The organism is Rathayibacter sp. AY1C2 (genome assembly GCF_002931195.1).
In the GTDB taxonomy this organism is placed as follows: domain Bacteria; phylum Actinomycetota; class Actinomycetes; order Actinomycetales; family Microbacteriaceae; genus Rathayibacter.
Map to the genome: position 1 here is coordinate 72,589 of NZ_PSWG01000012.1, position 19,425 is coordinate 92,013.

Below are 19,425 nucleotides of genomic sequence, written 5' to 3' on the forward strand. Positions count from 1 at the left end.
GCGGACACGGTGTCTGAATGCTAGCCGCCGCCCGCCTCCGGGCGAGGGCGGGTGTCGGCGGGATGGGCCCCCGTCCGGGGGACGATGGTGGTGGATTCCCGGGGCCGCCGGAGGAGTCCGCGCGAGCAGGCTCGCCCCGGCGACCCGGGTCGGATCCCCTACTTGACGACCGCTGCGGTGGCGGCGGAGGTGCGCGTCGCCGTCGTGTAGTCGGCCTTCTTGCCGGTGACGGTCACCGTGATCTTCTTCCCCACCGTGGCGCTGGTCGGCTTGTAGGTGGCGGAGGTCGCCCCGGAGATCGCGGTGCCGTTCGCCTTCCACTGGTAGGTGAGGGCCACCGGCGAGGGACCCCAGGTGCCCGGCTTGGCGGTCAGGGTGGAGCCGACCTTCGCGGTGCCGGTGATCGTCGGGGTCGCGGCGGAGAGGGTGCCCGCCACCACGGCGCTCGTCTTCGCGGAGGTCTTCGTCACGGCGGTGAATCCGGACTTCGACCCCGTGACCGTCACGGTGATCGTCTTGCCGAGAGTGGCGCCGGTCGGCGTGTATGTCGCGGACGTCGCCCCGCTCAGAGCGGTGCCGTTCGCCTTCCACTGGTAGGCGAGGGCGACGGGGGAGGGGCCCCAGGTGCCGGGCTTCGCGGTGAGGGTCGAGCCGACCTTCGCCGTGCCGCTGATGGTCGGCGTCGCGGCGGTGATCGCGCCGCCGGTCACGGCAGCGGTCCCGGAGGAGACCCGCGTGGTCGAGACGTAGCCCGACTTCGAGCCCGTAACGGCGACGGTGATCACCCTGCCCGCGTCGGCCGCGACCGGGCGGTACGTGGTGCCGGTCGCCCCGCTGATCGCGGTGCCGTTCGCGCGCCACTGGTAGGCGAGGGCGACAGGGGAGGGGCCCCAGGTGCCCGCGCTCGCCGTGAGCGTCGAGCCGACCGCGGCGGTGCCGGTGACGGTCGGAGTCGCGGCGGTGAGGGCGGTGCCACCGATGCGCACGACGGTCGATGCCGCCCCGCTGTCGCCTCCGGCGTTGATCGCGCTGACGCTCATCGTGTAGGTGGCGCCCGCCGCCAGGTGCGTGAACGTGAAGGAGCGGGCGGTGGCGGCGACCGTCGTCGACCACGGACCGGCGCCCGCGTTGTCGACGCCGTTGCGCGAGACGCGGTAGCCGGTGATCGCCGGGTTGCCGGCCGACTCCGGAGGCGCCCAGGAGATCGTCGCGGATCGCACGCTGTCGTTCGTGGTGCCGGCGACGCGCGTGGGAACGGAGGGGGCTTCGTACGGGTCGGCGGTGCGGGTGACCGTTGCCGCTTCGCTGGTGCCGATCGCGTTGATCGCCTGAACGGTGAAGGTGTAGGAGGTGTTCGGGCGGAGGTTCGTGAACGTCTGCGAGCGGCGGTCGGCGGAGACGACGGTCGACCAGGGGCCGCTGCCGGACGAATCGGTGCCGTTGCGGGCTACCCGGTAGCCGGTGATATCGCTACCGCCGTCGTTCCAGGGGGCAGCCCAGGTGACGGTGATCGCGGTGCCCGAGGAGTACCCATCGACGTAGTCGGGCGAGAAAGGCGCCGATGTTCCGGTGCCGAAGGTGACACACGACTCCGGGGAGTGCGAGAAATCAGGAGACTCGTTGTAAGGGCGCTCGCTGAGCGACGCTGCCCACACGCAGAATTTGTACCGCTGGAACGGGGCGATATTCAGGTCGACGGACGTGGCGTCGGCGTCGAGGTAGCTATCGTAATCGGGGTACTGGTCCCAGTCGTACTGCGAGTTCAGGTTGTCGAGGTCGTAGTAGTACCGGTCGAAATTGCAGTCTTCACCACCGGCGGAAGGCCTCTCCCAGCGCGCCGTGGCAAGAGACGAGGTCGGATCTGCCGCGACACTCAGATCGCCCGGCGCGGGGACGTCCCAGAAGTGGTAGAGCGACTCCTCGGCGGGGGCGCTCTGGGTGGAAGAGGCGACCAGAGACTCCCCGTCCGTCCCGCCGGAGTATGGAGCGTTCAGGTCCGAGACGCTGGACACCTCGATGTAGTAGTAGTCCCAGGACCGCGGAAGGTCGAACGTCGATGTCGTGGTACGCCCCGTCTCGATCAGCTTTGCGGAGTAGACGTCACCGTCTTCGTAGTAACCCGAATACTGGCTATACACGTGGATCCGATATCCGGCCGTCGCCGACGCGGACGGCGTCCAGGAGACGGTGACCGCATCGGTGCAGTCGTTGTCGGTCACGGTCACGTTCGTCGGCGCAGTCGGCGAGCCCGCGGCCTGGGCCGGGGTCGCGACGAAGAGGGAGAGGAGCAGGGCGAGGAAAAGGGAGACGCTGAGGGTCTTCGTTCGCATGGAGGAGGGCATCCGGATTCGTCGGAGCGAGAAGGCCGACGACTGTCGGGCCGGAGGGATCGTCCCATGCCGCTTATCGCTGCCCTAAGTCCCCCATTCAGGGCAGAATTCGGCGGATTCCACAGATGTCATCAGCGCGATGACAAGAGAGAGGGATAAGGCCTTCTCGCCGAGAGGCGCAACGTCGTCCCTCCGAAAGCCCCTGCCTCAGGGCGAGGAAGAGTAGTCGGGGCCGCAATACAGCGCGTGGCGAGAGCCGCGGCGGTTTTCCGCGCCGCATCCACCGTTCACGCGCGTTCCGTGCGCCCCACGGCGAGAACCGCACGATCCTCGCGTGCAAGACTGGGCGCGAGCGTGCTCCATCCCGTTGCGTCATGCGCGGGGCACGGAGCCACTGGACCCGGTCCGCTCATCCGCATCCTTTCGCAGGAGGACTCGAATGACCGATACCGCCGTGCTCGCCGAGGCACCCGCCCGAACCCCCGTCGCGAAGACGATCCTGATGTGCCGTCCCGAGCACTTCACCGTCGTCTACCGCATCAATCCGTGGATGGACCCGCAGGTCCCCACCGACACCTCCCTCGCCGTCCGGCAGTGGCAGACCCTCTACGACACCTACGCCGATCTGGGCTTCACCATCGAGCTGATCGAGCCCGAGGCCGGACTGCCGGACATGGTCTACGCGGCCAACGGCGGATTCGTGATCGACGGCATCGCCTACGGCGCCTCCTTCACCTACCCCGAGCGCCAGCCCGAGGGCCCGGCGTACATGGACTGGTTCCGCTCGGCCGGCTTCGACGTCCGCGTCCCCGAGGAGGTCAACGAGGGCGAGGGCGACTTCCTCCTCGTCGGCGAGCGGATCCTCGCCGGCACGGGCTTCCGCTCCGCCTCCGACTCGCACGCCGAGGTCGCCCGCGTCTTCGGCCGCGAGGTCGTCACGCTCGAGCTCGTGAACCCGTCGTTCTACCACCTCGACACAGCGATCGCCGTGCTCGACGACACGAACATCGCCTACCTTCCGAGCGCGTTCAGCGAGGAGGGCAACCGCACCCTCCGCGAGCTCTACCCCGACGCGATCCTCGTGTCGGAGGAGGACGCGTCCGTGCTCGGGCTGAACTCCTTCTCCGACGGCCTCAATGTCGTCATCGCGTCCCGTGCGACGGGCTTCGAGCGCCAGCTGCGCGAGCGCGGCTACAACCCGATCGGCGTCGACATGTCCGAGCTGCTGCTCGGCGGCGGCGGCGTGAAGTGCTGCACGCTCGAGCTGCGCCGCTGACCCACTCCCCGTGGTCGGCGACCAGCAGCGCCGACCCACCCTCCACTGTCCACGATCCGTCGCACTCGACGCCGAGTGCGACGACTCCTGGAGAGTCGATCGTCCCCTCAGGAGGAACGACATGAGCATCACCGACACCGACACCGCCCGCTCCGCCGCCCTCATCGCCGCGGAGGAGGAGCACGCCGCCCACAACTACCACCCGCTGCCCGTCGTCGCGGCCACCGGCGACGGCGCCTGGATCACCGACGTCGAGGGCGTCCGCTACCTCGACTGCCTCGCCGCCTACTCCGCTGTGAACTTCGGCCACTCGCACCCGGTGCTGCTGGAGGCGGCCCGCGAGCAGCTCGGCCGCGTCACCCTGACCAGCCGCGCGTTCCACAACGACCGCCTCGGCCCGTTCGTCACGGCGCTCGCCGCGCTCGCCGGCAAGGACATGGTCCTGCCGATGAACACGGGCGCGGAGGCGGTCGAGTCGGGCATCAAGGTCGCCCGCGCCTGGGGCTACCGGGTCAAGGGCGTCGCTCCGGGCCGGGCGAACATCGTCGTCGCGGCGGGCAACTTCCACGGCCGCACGACCACGATCATCTCGTTCAGCGACGACGCGGAGGCGCGCGACGGCTTCGCTCCGTTCACGCCCGGATTCCGCACGGTCCCGTTCGGCGACGCGGAAGCCCTCGAGGCCGCGATCGACGACGACACCGTGGCGGTGCTGATCGAGCCGATCCAGGGCGAGGCGGGCATCGTCGTGCCGCCGGCCGACTACCTCCCGGCCGTCCGCGAGATCACCGCGCGCCGCAACGTCCTCTTCATCGCCGACGAGATCCAGTCCGGCCTCGGCCGCACCGGCGCCACCTTCGCCTGCGACCTGGTCGGAGTCGTCCCCGACGTCTACCTGCTCGGCAAGGCGCTCGGCGGCGGCATCGTCCCCGTCTCGGCCGTGGTCGCGGACGCCGATGTGCTCGGCGTTCTGCAGCCGGGCCAGCACGGCTCCACCTTCGGCGGCAACCCGCTCGCCGCGGCCGTCGGCCTCGCGGTCGTCGAGATGCTCGCGACCGGCGAGTACCAGGCCCTCGCCCGCGAGCGCGGCGCCCAGCTGCACGCCCGCCTCGAGGCGCTGATCGGCCGCGGAGTGGTCGCCGTCCGCGGCGCCGGACTCTGGGCCGGCATCGACATCGACCCGGGGCTCGCCTCGGGCCGCGCCGTCTGCGAGGCCCTGATGGCCCGCGGAGTGCTGGCCAAGGACACCCACGGCTCGACGATCCGCCTGGCGCCGCCGCTCGTGGTCACCGCCGCCGAGATCGACTTCGCCGTCGACGAGCTGGAGGCCGTGCTCGAGTCGCTGCGCTGAGGCGCACCGTCCTCCCTCCGCGAGGTGCCGCTCCGGTCCGCGACACGCCGTGTCCGGCGTGCCCGAACGGCATCCCGCGGGAGGGGGAGGGACGTGTTGAGACGGGACGTCTCGATGGCGCGGCAGGCCGTCGCCGCTCTGCGATACTCGCGCGATGAGCACACCTCTCCCGCCGGAGAACACCCCGCACTCGTCGTCGGCATCGTCGCGTTCCTCGTCGGCCTCGTGCCGGTCTTCGGAGCACTCGTCGGGATCGCCGCCGTCGTCCTGGGCATCCTCGCCCTCCGCCGCGGTCAGTCGAAGGCGATGTCGATCACCGGCGTCGTCCTCGGCGGTCTGGCCGTCCTCGCCTCGCTCCTGACGACGATCGGCTTCGGAGCCGCCGTGAACTCCGCCTCGAGCGACCGCCCGGCGGCCGTGATCGTCGAGTCGTCCGAGCCCACGACCGCTCCCGTCGTGCCGGCCACGGAGGAGGCGGAGGTCGTCGAGACGGCGGAGCCCGCACCCGTCGAGACGGCGGAGCCCGCACCCGTCGAGACGGTCGCCCCTGCCCCGGCGCCTGTCGAGACGGCGGCTGCTGCGCAGGTCTCGCCCGAGTTCGCCTCGGCACTCATCAAGGCGCAGAGCTACTCCGAGATGCTCCACATGAGCAAGGCGGGCCTGTACGGCCAGCTCACCTCCGAGTACGGGGAGCAGTTCTCGCCCGAGGCCGCGCAGTACGCGGTGGACACCGTCTCCGCCGACTGGAACGCCAACGCGCTGGCGAAGGCCAAGGACTACCAGGCCCAGATGGCGATGGCGCCGGAGGCCATCCGCGACCAGCTGACCAGCGAGTACGGGGAGCAGTTCACGAGCGACGAGGCCGACTACGCCATCGCGCACCTGAACGACTAGTCCCACTCGGACCGTCGCGGCACTGCGCGGCCACTGAGCAGGTCCTCCCGGAGCGCGCCGCCGTCCGTCGCCCACGACCCGGGCGACGGAGGGCGGCGGACCACCGGAGCCGGTTCAGGCCAGGACGGCGAGGGTGACGGGGAGCGCCTCGCTCCACCTGCCGGTCAGCCGCTCCTCGCCCTCGAGGAACGGCGGCGCGAGGACCCGCGCGAGGACGAGAGTCAGACCGTCGGCCGAGGTCGTGGTGGTCCGTGCGTCGCTGCGGACGAGCACCGTCGACGGCGGCCCGGACGCTCCGGCGCCTGATCCGCTGCCCTGCACCGTCGCGGTCGGCGGGCGGACGATGCGCTGCCCGTCCTCCTCGAAATGCTGCTCGACCTCCCGGGCGCCGGGGCGGATCGCCGTGGCGAAGGCGGCGATCGCGACGGGGTCGCCGGCACCGTCGTAGACCCAGCGACGACCGAGGACGGTGTGCTCGACGGTCGCGAGGAGATGCGCGTCACCGCCGGCGAGAGGCGAGCCGCGGTAGGTCAGCGGCACTTGGAGCGGCGGCTGCCCGGTCGACTGGACGATCAGCGTCTCCACTCCCACCTCGCCATCGGGGTCGTCGAACCGGTAGGCGCCGAGCAGCGTGAATCCGCCGCCCTCGCACCAGGGCTGCGTCGGCGCCCATGCCTCCACGATCTCGAGCTTCCCGGGGGTGATCGTCGCACGGTGCAGAAGGGCCATGCACCGAGAGTAGAGCCGGCCGATCCGTCCGGAGGAGTGCCCGTCAGCGAGCGGCGCCCGCCGTCGCCGACTCGGGCAGGCTGCTCATCGGGAGCGTGTACTCGCCCTTGAGTGCCGAGATCCAGACGGTGGTCGGGGCGACGGCGGCGAAGTTCGAGTTGAGCAGCGCCATCAGCGTGGTGTGCAGGGAGTGCGCGTCGATGGAGCCGGCGTCGTTCGCGATCGCGATCGCGCCCGTCGCGTCCGAGAGGACCTCGGCGCGGAGCCCGTGCGTCTCGGCCTCGGCGGCCGAGGCGAGGATGCAGTTGTTGGTCATGTAGCCGACGAGGGTGATCGTGTCGACGTCGTGCTCGCGGAGCCAGTCGAGCAGGTCGGTCCCCGCGAAGACCGTGCCGAACTGCTTCGTGACGTTCTTCCAGGAATCCGAGCGGCGCTTCTCGATCTCCGGGTGCAGCGCGAAGGACGGACCCGACGGGTCGAAGATCGGCGCTCCCTCGCCCGCGCTGTGCTGGACGACGGCGATCGGGAGGCCCGCGGCGGCGGCGGAGTCCAGAGCGGCGGCGATCCTCGGCAGCGACTGCGCGTGCGGCGGGTACTGGATCTCGAGCGGACCGCTGAAGTACTCCTGCTGCACGTCGACGAGGATCAGTGCGCGGCGCGGTGTGGTCATGAGGTGCTCCCATCGGTGGCGGACGTCCCCGATCCTCCCGCTCGGGGCTGGGAGCGGCGGTCAGCCACGCGGCCCGCGACCCGGTCGTGGGCGCAGGCCCACACCTCCTCGTGCTCGAGCGGAGTGAGGACGCCGGCGTCGAGCAGCCGGTCGGCCCGCCGCAGCACGGCCGCGATCGCCGCCTGCTCGGCGACGGCGGGGGAGTCGACGTCCGCGATCACGAGCCGGCGGGCGCAGGCCCGGCGGAGGCGGCGGGCCGAGAGGAGCAGGAGCGACGCGGTCGGCAGGGCGAGCGCGGCCAGCAGGAGGAGCGGCAGCCGGTCGAGCGCGAGCGTCCCGACGGCGCCGGCGGCCGTCACGGCCACGACCAGCTGCGGACCGGCCGCGTGAAGGCGGAGCCACCTCCGCTCCTCGACGGAGGTGCCGGGCGCGAAGACGACGAGCTCGCTCCGGACGACGCCGTACCGGCTCGCGCCGACGGTGTGGCGGCCCCAGCGGGGACCGGCGTCGAGGAGGCGGAGGAGCAGGTGCACGAGCGCCATCGTCGGCCCGCGACGGCGGGTGCGAGGGGATCCTGACGGAACGCGGACGCGCACCGGGCCGATCCGCACGGTCCGCTCGCGCGACGCTCACGATGCCCTCACGACCCCCTCACGACGCGGGATCGCGCGTCGACGTCCCTCCCCAGCCGATTACCCGTGAGGAAAGCGTGAGGATCCGCTCATTCCGGGCGGGCGCGCTCCTCACGGCGAGTAGAAACATCCAGTGACCTCTTCCGTCGTCCGTGGCGACCCCGACGCCCTCGAACCCTCCCCCCTCTCCTCCGCGCGCGCGGGCGGGGTGAAGGCGTGGCTCCTCGAGGGCCTCCGCGACGACTCCGGAGCCCACCCCGGCCCCCACGCGGCCACCGGCAGGACGCACTCCTGGTGGCGCGTCATGTGCCTCACGGGTGTCGACTACTTCTCCACCCTCGGCTACCAGCCGGCGATCGCGGCGCTCGCCGCGGGCCTGGTCTCGCCGCTCGCGACGATCGTCCTGGTGGTGCTGACGCTCCTCGGCGCGCTCCCCGTCTACCGCCGCGTGGCCCGCGAGAGCTTCCGCGGCGAGGGGTCGATCGCGATGCTCGAGCGCCTGCTGCCCTGGTGGGGCGGCAAGCTCTTCGTGCTGGTGCTGCTGGGGTTCGCGGCCACCGACTTCATGATCACGATCACCCTCTCGGCGGCCGACGCGACGGCGCACGCGGTCGAGAACCCGTTCGCCCCCGCCTGGTTCCACGGGGCGGAGGTGCCGCTCACGCTGGGGCTGATCGCCCTGCTGGGGATCGTGTTCCTGCGCGGGTTCCGCGAGGCCATCTCGATCGCGGTCGTGCTCGTGGCCGTGTTCCTCCTGCTCAACGCGATCGTGATCGCCGTGGCGATCGGGCACGTGGCCGAGAACCCCGTCGTCATCGGCGACTGGTGGTCGGCGCTCACGACCCAGCACGGGAATCCGCTGATCATGGTCGGCATCGCGCTCATCGTGTTCCCCAAGCTCGCGCTCGGGCTCTCCGGCTTCGAGACCGGGGTCGCGGTCTTGCCGCAGATCCGCGGCGACGCGGGCGACACCGAGGACGCCCCCGTCGGCCGCATCCGCGGGGCGAAGCGGCTGCTCATCACCGCCGCCGTCACGATGTCGGCGTTCCTCATCACCTCGAGTTTCGTCACCACGCTGCTCATCCCGCAGGCGCAGTTCCAGCCGGGCGGCGAGGCCAACGGCCGCGCGCTGGCCTACCTCGCGCACGAGTACCTCGGCGAGGGCTTCGGCACGGTCTACGACGTCGCGACGATCTGCATCCTCTGGTTCGCGGGCGCCTCCGCGCTGGCCGGCCTGCTCAACATCGTCCCGCGCTACCTGCCCCGCTACGGCATGGCTCCGCAGTGGGCCGGCGCCGTCCGTCCGCTCGTGCTGGTCTTCACCGTCGTCGCCTTCGTCATCACGATCCTCTTCCGCGCCGACGTCGACGCGCAGGGCGGGGCCTACGCGACCGGCGTGCTGGTGCTGATCACCTCCGCGTCCGTCGCGGTGTTCCTCTCGGCGAAGCGCAGGAAGCAGCGCAAGCGCGCCGTGGGCTTCGCGGTCATCGCGCTGGTCTTCGTCTACACGACGGTCGTGAACGTGGTCGAGAGGCCCGACGGCGTGAGGATCGCGGCGGTCTTCATCGTCGGCATCCTCGCGGTCTCGCTCGTCTCGCGGGTGCACCGCTCGTTCCAGCTGCGCGCCACCTCCGTGGTGTTCGACGCCGCCGCGATCGACTTCCTCACCACTGACGCCGACGACTACGGCGTGATCCGCATCCTCGCGAACGAGCCCGACGACGGCTCCGAGGCGGAGTACCGGGACAAGCTGGCGGAGGAGCAGCGCGACAGCAACCTGCCGATGCGCGGCCCGGTGCTCTTCCTCGAGGTGCACACCACCGACTCCTCCGACTTCGAGGAGGACCTGGTCGTGCAGGGCCGCGTCTGCCACGGCTTCCGCGTGCTGACGGTGACCAGCGGCAACATCCCGAACACCATCGCCACGGTGCTGCTCGAGATCCGCGACCTCACCGGCGTGATCCCGGACGTCTACTTCGAGTGGACCGAGGGCGGCCCCATCTCGAACATGTTCCGCTTCCTCATCACCGGCACCGGCGAGGTCGCCCCCGTCACCCGCGAGGTCCTCCGCCGCGCGGAGTCCCGCCGCGACCGCCGGCCGGGCGTGCACGTGGGCTGACGCCTGCTGCGAGGCGGGGGCGTGGCGCCGCGGGACGTCGCCGACCCACCGCTCCCTCGGCGACGCACCGCGGCAGGAGCGGTGCGTCGGCGGAGGAGGCGGTGTCCCGGCGCGCGGCGGCCCCGTAGCGTGGACGCGGGCGCCCGTCGGGGCGCCGACACCGACGAACGGACGACGATGACCCTCGAGGACCAGCGCGCGCACATCCTGACCGGCGCCGTGTACGACGACATGACCCCCGAGCTGGTCGCCGCGCGCGAGCGGGCTGTCCTCGCCTCGAACGCGTACAACGCGAGCTTCGGGCGCCCATCGGTCGAGCGGGAGGCTCTGCTCCGCGAACTCGTCGCCTCCGTGGGCGCGGACGCGCACCTCGAGCCGACGTTCCGCTGCGAGTTCGGGTTCAACATCACGATCGGCGACCGCTTCTACGCGAACTTCGACTGCATCCTGCTCGACGGCGCCCCCATCACGATCGGCGACGACGTGCTGTTCGGCCCCCGCGTCGCGATCTACACGTCGAACCACGCCCTCGACCCGGCCGAGCGCGCCGCCGGCGCCTGCACCGCGAAGCCGGTCGTCGTCGGCGACGGCGTCTGGATCGGCGGCGGCGTCACGATCAACCAGGGCGTCACCATCGGCGACGGGGCCGTGATCGGCTCGGGCAGCGTCGTCACCCGCGACGTCCCTCCGCTCACCATCGCGGCCGGCGTCCCCGCCCGCGTCCTCCGCTCGATCACCCCCGACGACCGGACCGGCTACCGCCCGGCCCACTGACGGCGGCCCACGCCGGCCCCGAGACGCCGGCTCCGAGACGCCTCGGAACGGCTCCCGGCCTCGCGGCGATCCGCCCTCAGGACTTCACGGTCGACAGGGGCTCGGTGATGCTCTCGAGGCTGCGGCGCTCGGCGTCCACGCCGAAGATCAGGGCGATCACGCCGCCGAGGATCATCACGGCGGCGCCGACGAAGTAGCCGATCGTCAGCGGACCGCGGTCGCTGCCGTCGCCGATCAGGGCGCCGTAGAGGGCGGGGGCGACCGCCCCGGCGATCTGGCCGAGGGTGAAGAAGTACGAGATCGCCTGGCTGCGCAGCTCGAGGGGGAAGATCTCGCTCACGGTGAGGTAGGCGCTCGAGGCTCCGGCGGAGGCGAAGAAGAACGACACGCACCAGAGGATCGTCTGCGTGGTCGCGGTCAGGACGTCCATGCTGAAGAGGACCGCCGAGACGGCCAGGACCGCTCCCGAGACACCGTAGGTGAGGAAGATCATCTTCCGCCGGCCCCACACGTCGAACAGGTGGCCGAGCACCAGCGGCCCGACGAGGTTGCCGATCGCGAACGGGAAGAAGAAGTACGAGATCGCGCTCTGCTCGACTCCGTAGAAGTTCTCGAGCACCAGCGCGTAGGTGAAGAAGATCGCGTTGTAGAGGAACGACTGGGTGATCATCATCGTCGCGCCCACCAGCGTCCGCTTCGGGTACTGCCGCAGCAGCACCCGGGCGATGGTGCGGAACGGGATGCTCTCCGTCGCCTTCACGGTGATCGCCTTCGCGTCGTCGACAGGCTCGAGCACGCCGCCCTCCGCCTCCACTCGGCGCTCGATCTCGTCGACGGTGCGCTCCGCCTCCTCCTCGCGGCCGTGCGTCATCAGCCAGCGGGGGCTCTCGGGGATGTGGCGGCGGAGGTAGATGATCGCCAGTCCGAGGATCGGGCCGAGGAAGAAGCCGAGGCGCCAGCCGACGTTCTCGGCGAAGAGCGCGTCGTTCAGGAAGAACAGGTTGGCCGCGGAACCCAGAGCCGCGCCGCCCCAGTACGTGCCGTTGATCGCGATGTCGACGCGGCCGCGGTACTTGGAGGGGATGAGCTCGTCGATCGCGGAGTTGATCGCCGCGTACTCGCCGCCGATCCCCATGCCCGCGAAGAAGCGGAACACGGCGAGGAAGACGTAGTTCGGCGCGAGTCCCGCCAGGCCGCTGGCGACCAGGTAGATGACGAGCGTCAGGATGAACAGCTTGCGCCGCCCGAGCTTGTCGCTCAGCCGCCCGAAGATCAGGGCGCCCGCGATCTGTCCGCACAGGTAGATCGTGCCGAGCAGGCCTACCTCGAAGGCCGAGAGCCCGAACTCCTTCGCGAAGCCGGCGGAGGCGACGATCTGGATCTCGAGTCCGTCCAGCACCCACGAGAAGCCGAGGCCGACGACGATCGACCAGTGGAAGCGGGTCCAGGGGAGCCTGTCGATGCGGGCGGGCACGAGGCTCCGGACCGGGCCGCGCGGACTGGTGGATGTCGACATGGCGAGCGCCTTCCTGTCGCCCCGGCGTCGTTGCGGAGGAACGCTGTCCCGAGCGCGGCGAGACGACACTAGACCCGCGGGCGGCTCCATATCGCCGGGCTATTCACCCCTTGTCACGGACCGCCGAGCGGGTGTATTCCGGGGACCGGTGCCCACCCGGGGGCGGAGCGCGGCGCGGAGCTCATCGGCCCGGATCCGGGGCGAGGCGCGGTGGACGCGAGCCCGGATCCGTCCCGCGGGGCCTGACACCGCCCGCCTCCTCGGCCTAGCGTGGAGGCATGATCGACGCGACGCCCGCGGGCACCCCCACCTACGTCCTCAGCGAGGGGCCCGTCTGGGATCCGGACACCGCCCGCCTCACCTGGGTCGACATCGAGGCCGGCGCGGTCCTGTCCGCCCCCGTCACCGCGGAGGGGATCGGAGCGATCTCGCGCACCGACGTCGGCGAGCAGGTCGGCGCCGCGCTGCCCCTGGGCGACGGGCGGACGCTCGTCGCGCTGACCCGACGGCTCGCGATCCTGGAGGTCGACGGCTCCCTCACGCGCGGCTCCGAGCTGCTGCCGGAGGGGCACCGCTTCAACGACGGCACAATCGACCCGCAGGGGCGCCTCCTGGTCGGCTCGCTGACCCTCGGCGAGTCGGCGGGCGACGACGTCCTGCTGCGCATCGAGCACGACGGATCCGTCACCGTGCTCGACGACGACCTGCGGCTCTCGAACGGACTCGGCTTCTCGCCGGACGGCTCTGTGCTGTACTCGGCCGACACCGAGTCGGGCGTGATCCACCGCCGCTCCTACGCGGACGCCGAGCACGGCCCGCGCGAGCCCTTCGTCGAGCTCGAGGAGGGCGTGTTCGCCGACGGACTGACCGTGGACGCCGACGGCCGCGTGTGGGTCGCGGTCTGGGGCGGGAGCGGCGTTCGAGTGTTCGAGGCCGACGGCAGCCAGGGCGAGGGCGAGGGCATCAGGATCGACGCCCCGCACTCCTCCAGCATCGCCTTCGCGGGCGAGGACCTGGACATCGCGGTCGTCACCTCCGCATCACGCGACCTCTCGGCGGACGAGCGGGCGCGTCATCCGCACGCCGGTGGACTGTGGATCGCGCAGCCCGGAGCCCGCGGCCGCGCCGCCACGCGCTGGGTGGAGGGCCCTCTGCCCTAGGGGCGGCCGGTCGCCCGTCAGACGGCGGGCGCCGTCGGCGGGCTCGGCTCCGACGCGGGCTGCGGCACGAGGGTCAGCCGCGAGATGCGGTAGCGGTCCGTCTCGGCCACGCGGAGCAGGTGGTCGCCGACGAGGACGGAGTCGCCCACCACGGCCACGCGGCCGATCCGGTCGAGGACGAACCCGCCGACCGTCTCGTACGGGCCCTCGGGCAGCTCGATGCCCAGCTGCTCCGCCAGGTCCTCGAGGATCATCCCGCCGTCGACGTCGTGCAGCTGCTCGGCCGCCTTCGCGTCGACCGCCTGGCGGGCGCCGTCGTACTCGTCGTAGATCTCGCCGACGAGCTCCTCGAGCAGGTCCTCCAGCGTGATGATGCCGTCGGTTCCCCCGTACTCGTCGATGACGACGGCGATCTGGTGGCCGTCCTGGCGCATGGTGCGCAGGGCCGCGAGCACCTTCGTCGTGCCGGGGACCGCGAGGATCGGGCGGGTGATGTCGGCGACGCTGCTCGCGGTGCCGGCGCGACCCGCCTCCGGGAACGCGGACATCAGGTCGCGCACGTGGACGAAGCCGAGCACGTCGTCGAAGTCGTCGCCGACCACCGGGTAGCGCGAGTGCGGCTGGTCGAGGACCGCCGCGTAGCCCTCGGCCACGCTGAGCGCGCCGCGGAGGAAGTCGACGTCCGGCCGCGGGCGCATCACCTCGGCGACGCGGCGGTCGTCCGCGCGGAAGATGTCGGTGAGCAGCCGGCGGCTGTCCTCGTGGATCTCGGTGTTGCTGGAGATCATGTCGCGCACCTCGTCGGCCGAGACGCTCTCGCCCTTCTCGCGCGGGTCGGCGCCGAGGAGGCGGACGACGGCGTCGGTCGAGACGGACAGCAGCCAGATCACGGGGCGCATCAGGCGCGCGAGGGCGTTGAGCGGGGGCGCGAGGGCCTTGGTGAACGCGACGGACTTCTGCATCGCCAGGCGCTTGGGGACCAGCTCGCCCAGCACCAGGGAGAGGTACGCGATGACGAGGGTCATCAGGATCAGGGCGACGGTCGAGGCGGCGGAGGCCGAGAGGCCGAGCGACTGCAGCGGCGGCACGAGGTCGGGCGCGATGGTCGAGGCGCCGTACGCCGACGAGAAGAAGCCGGCGAGCGTGACGCCGATCTGGACCGCGGAGAGGAACGTGTTGGGGTTGCGGACGAGCTCGGCGATGCGCCGGCCGCGCTCGCTGCCGGCCTCGATCGCGCGGACCTGGCTCTCGCGGAGGCTGACGATGGCCATCTCGGTGCCCGCGAAGACGCCTCCGAGGAGGACGAACAGCACGACGAGGCCGATGTTGAGGAGGGTGTCGAGATCCACGCCGACCAGAGTAGGGATGCCGGCCGTGAGAACGCCTCGTGGACTCTCAGGGAGCGGGGGCGGGCGGAACGACGCCCCGCCCGCCCGCTCAGGACGCGTCGGCCGGGCGCACGCCGATCGTGAGGATGAGGTTCGCGTAGATGCGGCGGTCGCCCGAGGCGATGGTGAGCGCGACGTCGGGGGTGCGCGCCTCGGCGTAGAAGGCGTGCCGCTCGAGCGAGGTGAAGGGGACGCCGTCGAGGGACCGGCGGAAGGCGTCCTGCGCGGGGACGTCGATCCCGGGCGCGGGGGTCATGACCGTCGCCTCCTCGACGACGATCGCCGAGAGCAGGGCGTCGAGGATCTCGTCGACGGTCAGCATGTCGGGCCGGAGGTTCAGGTGCACCAGGGCGGAGTTCGGTCCGAGCGTGGTGCCGACGGGGTAGTTGCCGTCGGCGATGAGCACGCGGGAGCCATGGCCCGCGCGGGCGAGCGCCTGCAGGATCTCGGGGTGGAGGAGGGTCGTGGTCAGCAAGAGGAGCTCCTAGAGGTCGTGGAGGTGGGCGACGGACGAGCCGGCGAGCAGGCGCCCGGGAAGCCTCCGCTCCTGGGGGCCGGGCTGCTCCGCCCCGGAGTCGAGGCGGAGGCGGACGAGGGCGGCGGCCTCGGCGGCGATCGCCTCCGTCGGCTGGGCGATCGTGGTCAGGTGCGGGCGGACCACGCGGGCCAGCTCGATGTTGTCGAAGCCGACGACGGAGAGGTCCGTCGGCACGCGCAGTCCGGAGTCGCCGAGGGCGATCAGGGCGCCGACCGTCAGCTCGCGGTTGCTCGCGAACAGGGCGGTCGGCCGGGGGCTCAGGGCGAGGATCCGCTCGACGGCGGCGACTCCGCTCTCGACCGTCAGGGGGCCGCGCACCACGGCGTCGGCGGCGGGGTGGACGCCGCGCTCGGCCAGGGCGGCGAGGAAGCCGGCGGTCCGCTCCCGGGTGGAGGACACTCCGTCCTCCCCGCCGAGCACCGCGATCGAGCGGTGGCCGTGGTCGAGGAGGTGGCGGGCGGCGGAGGCGCCGGCGCCCGCGTTGTCGAGCGCGACGCGATCGGTGACCAGTGCGTCGTCGATCCAGTCGACGGCCACCACGGGGGTGCCCTCCTCGGAGGCGCGGCGCAGCGCGTCGACGTCGCCCGCGGACGGCACCGCCACGATCCCGTCGACCATCTTCTCGAGCAGCAGGTCGACCGCGGCTCCCGGCTCGGGGCGGCTCACGCCGACCAGCACGCCGATGCCCTCCTCGCGCAGGGCCCGCTCGAGGCCCGCGATGATCGAGAGGTGGAACTCGTTGTCGAGGGCGGGCAGCAGCACCCCGACCGTGCGGGAGCGCCGCGAGCGCAGGCCGCGCGCGAAGCCGTTGACGCGGAAGCCGACCTCGGCGGCTGCCGCCTCGATCGCCGCCCGGTTCTCGGGGCGCACGGGGAGCCCGTTGTAGTGCTTCGAGATGGTCGAGAGCGAGAGGCCGGTCAGCCGCTGCAGGTCCTTGTAGGTGGCCACGTCACAGGGTGGCGCGGGGAGAGCCGTAGCCGCTCCAGCCCGGGATCGTGCCGTCGGCGTCCCACAGGTCGAGCCAGCCGGAGCTGCCGGGCCAGAGGAAGACCTGGCCCTTGATCAGCCGGTTGTTGCGCTCGGCGCCGCGCAGCGCCTCCTGCTCCTCGGCCGTGAGCACCAGGGAGGCGGCGGCCAGGTTCGCCTCGATCTGCTCCGGCTTCACCGCGAACGGGATCGGGATCTGGCCGCGGTTCACCGCCCAGGCGAGGCACACGACGGCCGGATGCACGCCCCGCTCGTCGGCGATCGCCCGCACCGCGGGGTGCTCGATGTCGACGATGTCGCCCTCCACCCGGTCGCGCTCGGGCCGCGACGGCGAGCCCAGCGGCGAGTAGCCGATCGGCTGGATGCGGTGGTCGAGGCAGAAGCGGAACAGCTCCGGCTGCTGGAAGCAGGGGTGCAGCTCCATCTCGTTCAGCTGCGGGGCGATGCGGACGTCGGCGAGGATCCGCTCGAGCTTGGGGATGGTGACGTTGGAGGTGCCGAGGTGCCGGACGAGGCCCCGGTCGACCAGGCTCTCGAGCGCGCGCCAGGTCTCGAGGAACGCCTCGTGGACGTACGGGCGGGCGTGCGGATCGCGTGCGTCGGTCTCGGCGTGCGGCGGGTGGTGGTTGGGGAAGGGCCAGTGCACGAAGACGGCGTCGAGCACGTCGAGGCCCAGGTCGGCGAGCGAGCGCTCGACGGAGGCGACGGCCGCCGCGGGCTCGTGCGCGTCGTTCCAGATCTTCGACATGACGAAGAGCTCGTCGCGGTCGACTCCGGAGTCGGCGATCGCCCGGCCGACGCGCGGCTCGTTGCCGTAGACGGTGGCGCAGTCGAGGAGGCGGAAGCCGGCGCGGAGGGAGTGCTCGACCGCGAGGCCGACGGTCTCGGCGTCGTAGCGGTCGGAGCCGAACGTCCCGGCGCCGATCGCGGGGATGCGGCTGCCGCTCGCGAGGACGCGGTGGCTCGGCGGAGTGGGGGCCATGCGGATCCTCCTGGTGCGGCGGCGGGGGCGAAACGTTGCGCTTCACGGTAGGCGGGGGAGGGTAGCGGCGTCAACGATGCTGTGGACCGATGTGCGTAACGTTTCGTGCAGTGGGTGCTTTCGTCCTCCGTTCCTGCCCCGCCCCCCTCGAAACGCCGATAGTCGTCGCACTCGTGCGCGACTGCGACGACTACTGGACTCTCGAGCCGCGCGCTCGGCTCGCTCGCGCGAGAACGCAGGAGCCGCCGCACTCGAGGTCGACTGCGACGACTCCTGGACTGTCGAGAAGAGCCCCGCCCCTCCGCTCAGACCAGCCGGCGCGACTCCTCCGTGACCACGCGGAACCAGCGCGCGCCGTAGCCGTCGAGGTTCACCGACACGGCGCCGTCCTCGTCTAGCGGGAGCGACTCGCCGCCGAGGGAGTCGACCAGCCGCGCCCCGGCGGGGGTGTCGGGGAGCGTCAGGTGCGCCGTGCGCGGGTTCGACGCCAGGTTGTGCACCGCGACGGTCGTGCCGGTCGACACGGACATCCGGTGCGCGAGCACGCTCGGCTCGTCGCAGGGGAGGTGCGTGTACTCGCCCCAGCCGATCTCCGGCGACCGCCGGTACAGCCAGGCGAGGCCCTTCACGTGGGCCAGGAGGGAGTCCGGATCCTGGAGCTGCGCGGCCGCGTTCACGTGCTCGGGTCCGAAGCCGCCGCCGGGAGGGGCGGCGATCAGGTCGGAGGCATCGGCGCGCGAGAACCCGCCGTTGGCGGCGCTGCTCCACTGCATCGGGGTCCGCACGGCGCTGCGGCCCGGGATGTCGGCGTTCTCGCCCATCCCGATCTCCTCGCCGTAGTACAGCACCGGGGTCCCGGGCAGCGAGAAGACGAGGCTGTGGACCAGGCGGACGCGGCGCGGGTCGCCGTCGACCATCGGCGGGAGGCGGCGGACGATGCCGCGCCCGTGGATCCGCTGCGACTGCTCCGGAGCGAACGCCGCGAAGACCTCGTCGCGCTCGTCGTCGCTCAGCTGGTCGAGGGTGAGCTCGTCGTGGTTGCGCGCGAAGTTCGCCCACTGGCTGCCGACGGAGATCTCGGGGCGGCTCGCGAGCGCCTCGACGAGCGGCGCCGCCTCCTCCCGGGCCAGCGCGAGGTAGAGGCGCTGATTGCCGATGAAGTCGAACTGCATCGACAGCTCGTCCGCGTCCTCGCCGCCGAAGAAGCCGAGCTGCTCCTCGCGGGTCACGTTGACCTCGCCCAGCAGCATCGCCTCGCCGGAGCGCCGCGAGACGAAGCGGCGCAGCAGGCGCAGCCACTCGTGCTCGTCGCGTTCGCCGGGCTCGATCAGGTAGGGCACCGCGTCGACCCGGAAGCCGTCGACGCCCAGCTGCAGCCAGAACCCGATGAGCTTCGCGATCTCGTCGCGCACGGCCGGGTTCTCGGTGTTGAGGTCGGGCTGGTGCCGGTAGAAGTGGTGCAGGTAGTACTGGCCCGCCTCCTCGTCGCGGAACCAGACGCCGTCCTCCGCGTCCGGGAACACGTTCGCGGGCTGATCGGCGGGCGGCTCGTCGCGCCAGACGTAGTAGTCGCGGTACGGGCTGTCGGGGGAGGAGCGGGCGGCCTGGAACCAGGGGTGCTGGTCCGAGGTGTGGTTGACGACGAGGTCGACGATCAGGCGCATCCCGCGGTCGTGGGCGGTCCGGATCACCTCGACGACGTCGCCGTGGTGCCCGAAGCGCTCGTCCACTCCGTAGAAGTCGCTGATGTCGTAGCCGTTGTCGCGGCCGGGGGACCGGTAGAACGGCGCGAGCCAGAGGCAGCTGACGCCGAGCTCGGCCAGGTAGTCGATCCGGTGGACGAGGCCCTCGAGGTCGCCGACGCCGTCGTCGTCCCAGTCCATGAACGTCTTCACGTCGAGGTTGTAGAAGACGGCGGTGCGCCACCACAGGTCGCTGGTGTCGGTGACCCTCATGCGCGGGGCTCCGGGCGGGAGGAGGCGGAGGGTGCGGGGGTGAGTGGCGCGGGCGCGGTTGTGAGCGTGCGGGTGGCGGCGGTGCGGGTGGCGGCGTGCGGGTGCTCGTGATGCGTCACGGAGG

At 71.8% G+C, this 19,425-nt stretch carries 16 protein-coding genes; 6 read left to right on the forward strand and 10 right to left on the reverse strand.

The genetic code is table 11. The features are described from left to right. Nucleotides 1–158 precede the first annotated feature (158 nt). Entirely contained in the window at nt 159–2,330 is a 2,172-nt protein-coding gene (locus tag C5C55_RS10320) for a fibronectin type III domain-containing protein (protein WP_181067837.1), read from the reverse strand. A gap of 439 nt (nt 2,331–2,769) precedes the next feature. On the opposite strand from C5C55_RS10320, the gene ddaH reads away from it, so the two are divergent. From ddaH to C5C55_RS10335, 3 genes are all read left to right on the forward strand, one after another. Then, nucleotides 2,770–3,606, forward strand: coding sequence for a dimethylargininase (gene ddaH / locus C5C55_RS10325; RefSeq protein ID WP_104233858.1), 837 nt, complete (start codon nt 2,770–2,772; stop codon nt 3,604–3,606). A 121-nt stretch (nt 3,607–3,727) separates the two neighbouring features. Continuing rightward, nucleotides 3,728–4,957, forward strand: coding sequence for an ornithine--oxo-acid transaminase (rocD, locus tag C5C55_RS10330; RefSeq protein ID WP_181067838.1), 1,230 nt, complete (start codon nt 3,728–3,730; stop codon nt 4,955–4,957). Between the two features lie 93 nt (nt 4,958–5,050). Next, on the forward strand, nt 5,051–5,851 hold the full coding sequence (locus C5C55_RS10335) for an Ltp family lipoprotein (RefSeq protein ID WP_258072535.1): 801 nt from the start codon (nt 5,051–5,053) through the stop codon (nt 5,849–5,851). Nucleotides 5,852–5,965: 114 nt separating this feature from the next. Here C5C55_RS10335 and C5C55_RS10340 read toward each other — a convergent pair whose 3' ends face one another. The 3 genes from C5C55_RS10340 to C5C55_RS10350 are packed head-to-tail and all read right to left on the reverse strand — an operon-like array spanning nt 5,966 to nt 7,783. Then, entirely contained in the window at nt 5,966–6,580 is a 615-nt protein-coding gene (locus C5C55_RS10340) for a hypothetical protein (RefSeq protein ID WP_104233859.1), read from the reverse strand. A gap of 43 nt (nt 6,581–6,623) precedes the next feature. After that, entirely contained in the window at nt 6,624–7,250 is a 627-nt protein-coding gene (locus tag C5C55_RS10345) for an isochorismatase family protein (RefSeq protein WP_104233860.1), read from the reverse strand. After that, complete coding sequence (locus C5C55_RS10350; protein ID WP_146080931.1) at nt 7,247–7,783, reverse strand: DUF6611 family protein; 537 nt, start codon at nt 7,781–7,783, stop codon at nt 7,247–7,249. Before C5C55_RS10350 ends, C5C55_RS10345 begins: the two co-directional genes overlap by 4 nt. A gap of 232 nt (nt 7,784–8,015) precedes the next feature. On the opposite strand from C5C55_RS10350, the gene C5C55_RS10355 reads away from it, so the two are divergent. Further along, nucleotides 8,016–10,001, forward strand: coding sequence for an amino acid permease (locus tag C5C55_RS10355; protein ID WP_374954238.1), 1,986 nt, complete (start codon nt 8,016–8,018; stop codon nt 9,999–10,001). Nucleotides 10,002–10,178: 177 nt separating this feature from the next. Beyond that, on the forward strand, nt 10,179–10,775 hold the full coding sequence (locus tag C5C55_RS10360; protein WP_104233875.1) for a sugar O-acetyltransferase: 597 nt from the start codon (nt 10,179–10,181) through the stop codon (nt 10,773–10,775). Between the two features lie 76 nt (nt 10,776–10,851). On the opposite strand, the gene C5C55_RS10365 is transcribed toward C5C55_RS10360, so the two are convergent. Further along, a complete protein-coding gene (locus C5C55_RS10365; protein ID WP_104225083.1) occupies nt 10,852–12,291 on the reverse strand; it encodes an MFS transporter in 1,440 nt (479 codons plus the stop codon). A 278-nt stretch (nt 12,292–12,569) separates the two neighbouring features. Here C5C55_RS10365 and C5C55_RS10370 point away from each other — a divergent pair, with 278 nt between their 5' ends. Continuing rightward, nucleotides 12,570–13,451 carry an SMP-30/gluconolactonase/LRE family protein gene (locus C5C55_RS10370; RefSeq protein ID WP_104233862.1) on the forward strand — a complete coding sequence of 294 codons (882 nt, stop codon included), beginning with the start codon at nt 12,570–12,572 and terminating at the stop codon, nt 13,449–13,451. A gap of 17 nt (nt 13,452–13,468) precedes the next feature. On the opposite strand, the gene C5C55_RS10375 is transcribed toward C5C55_RS10370, so the two are convergent. The 5 genes from C5C55_RS10375 to C5C55_RS10395 all read right to left on the reverse strand — a co-directional run bounded on the left by C5C55_RS10375 (nt 13,469) and on the right by C5C55_RS10395 (nt 19,301). Next, a complete protein-coding gene (locus C5C55_RS10375; RefSeq protein WP_104233863.1) occupies nt 13,469–14,800 on the reverse strand; it encodes a hemolysin family protein in 1,332 nt (443 codons plus the stop codon). Between the two features lie 88 nt (nt 14,801–14,888). Then, on the reverse strand, nt 14,889–15,314 hold the full coding sequence (locus C5C55_RS10380) for an RbsD/FucU family protein (RefSeq protein ID WP_104233864.1): 426 nt from the start codon (nt 15,312–15,314) through the stop codon (nt 14,889–14,891). A 9-nt stretch (nt 15,315–15,323) separates the two neighbouring features. Beyond that, complete coding sequence (locus C5C55_RS10385; protein ID WP_104233865.1) at nt 15,324–16,325, reverse strand: LacI family DNA-binding transcriptional regulator; 1,002 nt, start codon at nt 16,323–16,325, stop codon at nt 15,324–15,326. Nucleotide 16,326: 1 nt separating this feature from the next. Further along, nucleotides 16,327–17,346 (reverse strand): aldo/keto reductase, encoded by a 1,020-nt coding sequence (locus tag C5C55_RS10390; protein ID WP_104233866.1) that lies wholly within the window; start codon nt 17,344–17,346, stop codon nt 16,327–16,329. 305 nt (nt 17,347–17,651) lie between these two features. Continuing rightward, a complete protein-coding gene (locus tag C5C55_RS10395) occupies nt 17,652–19,301 on the reverse strand; it encodes an alpha-amylase family protein (protein WP_104233867.1) in 1,650 nt (549 codons plus the stop codon). Nucleotides 19,302–19,425 lie beyond the last annotated feature (124 nt).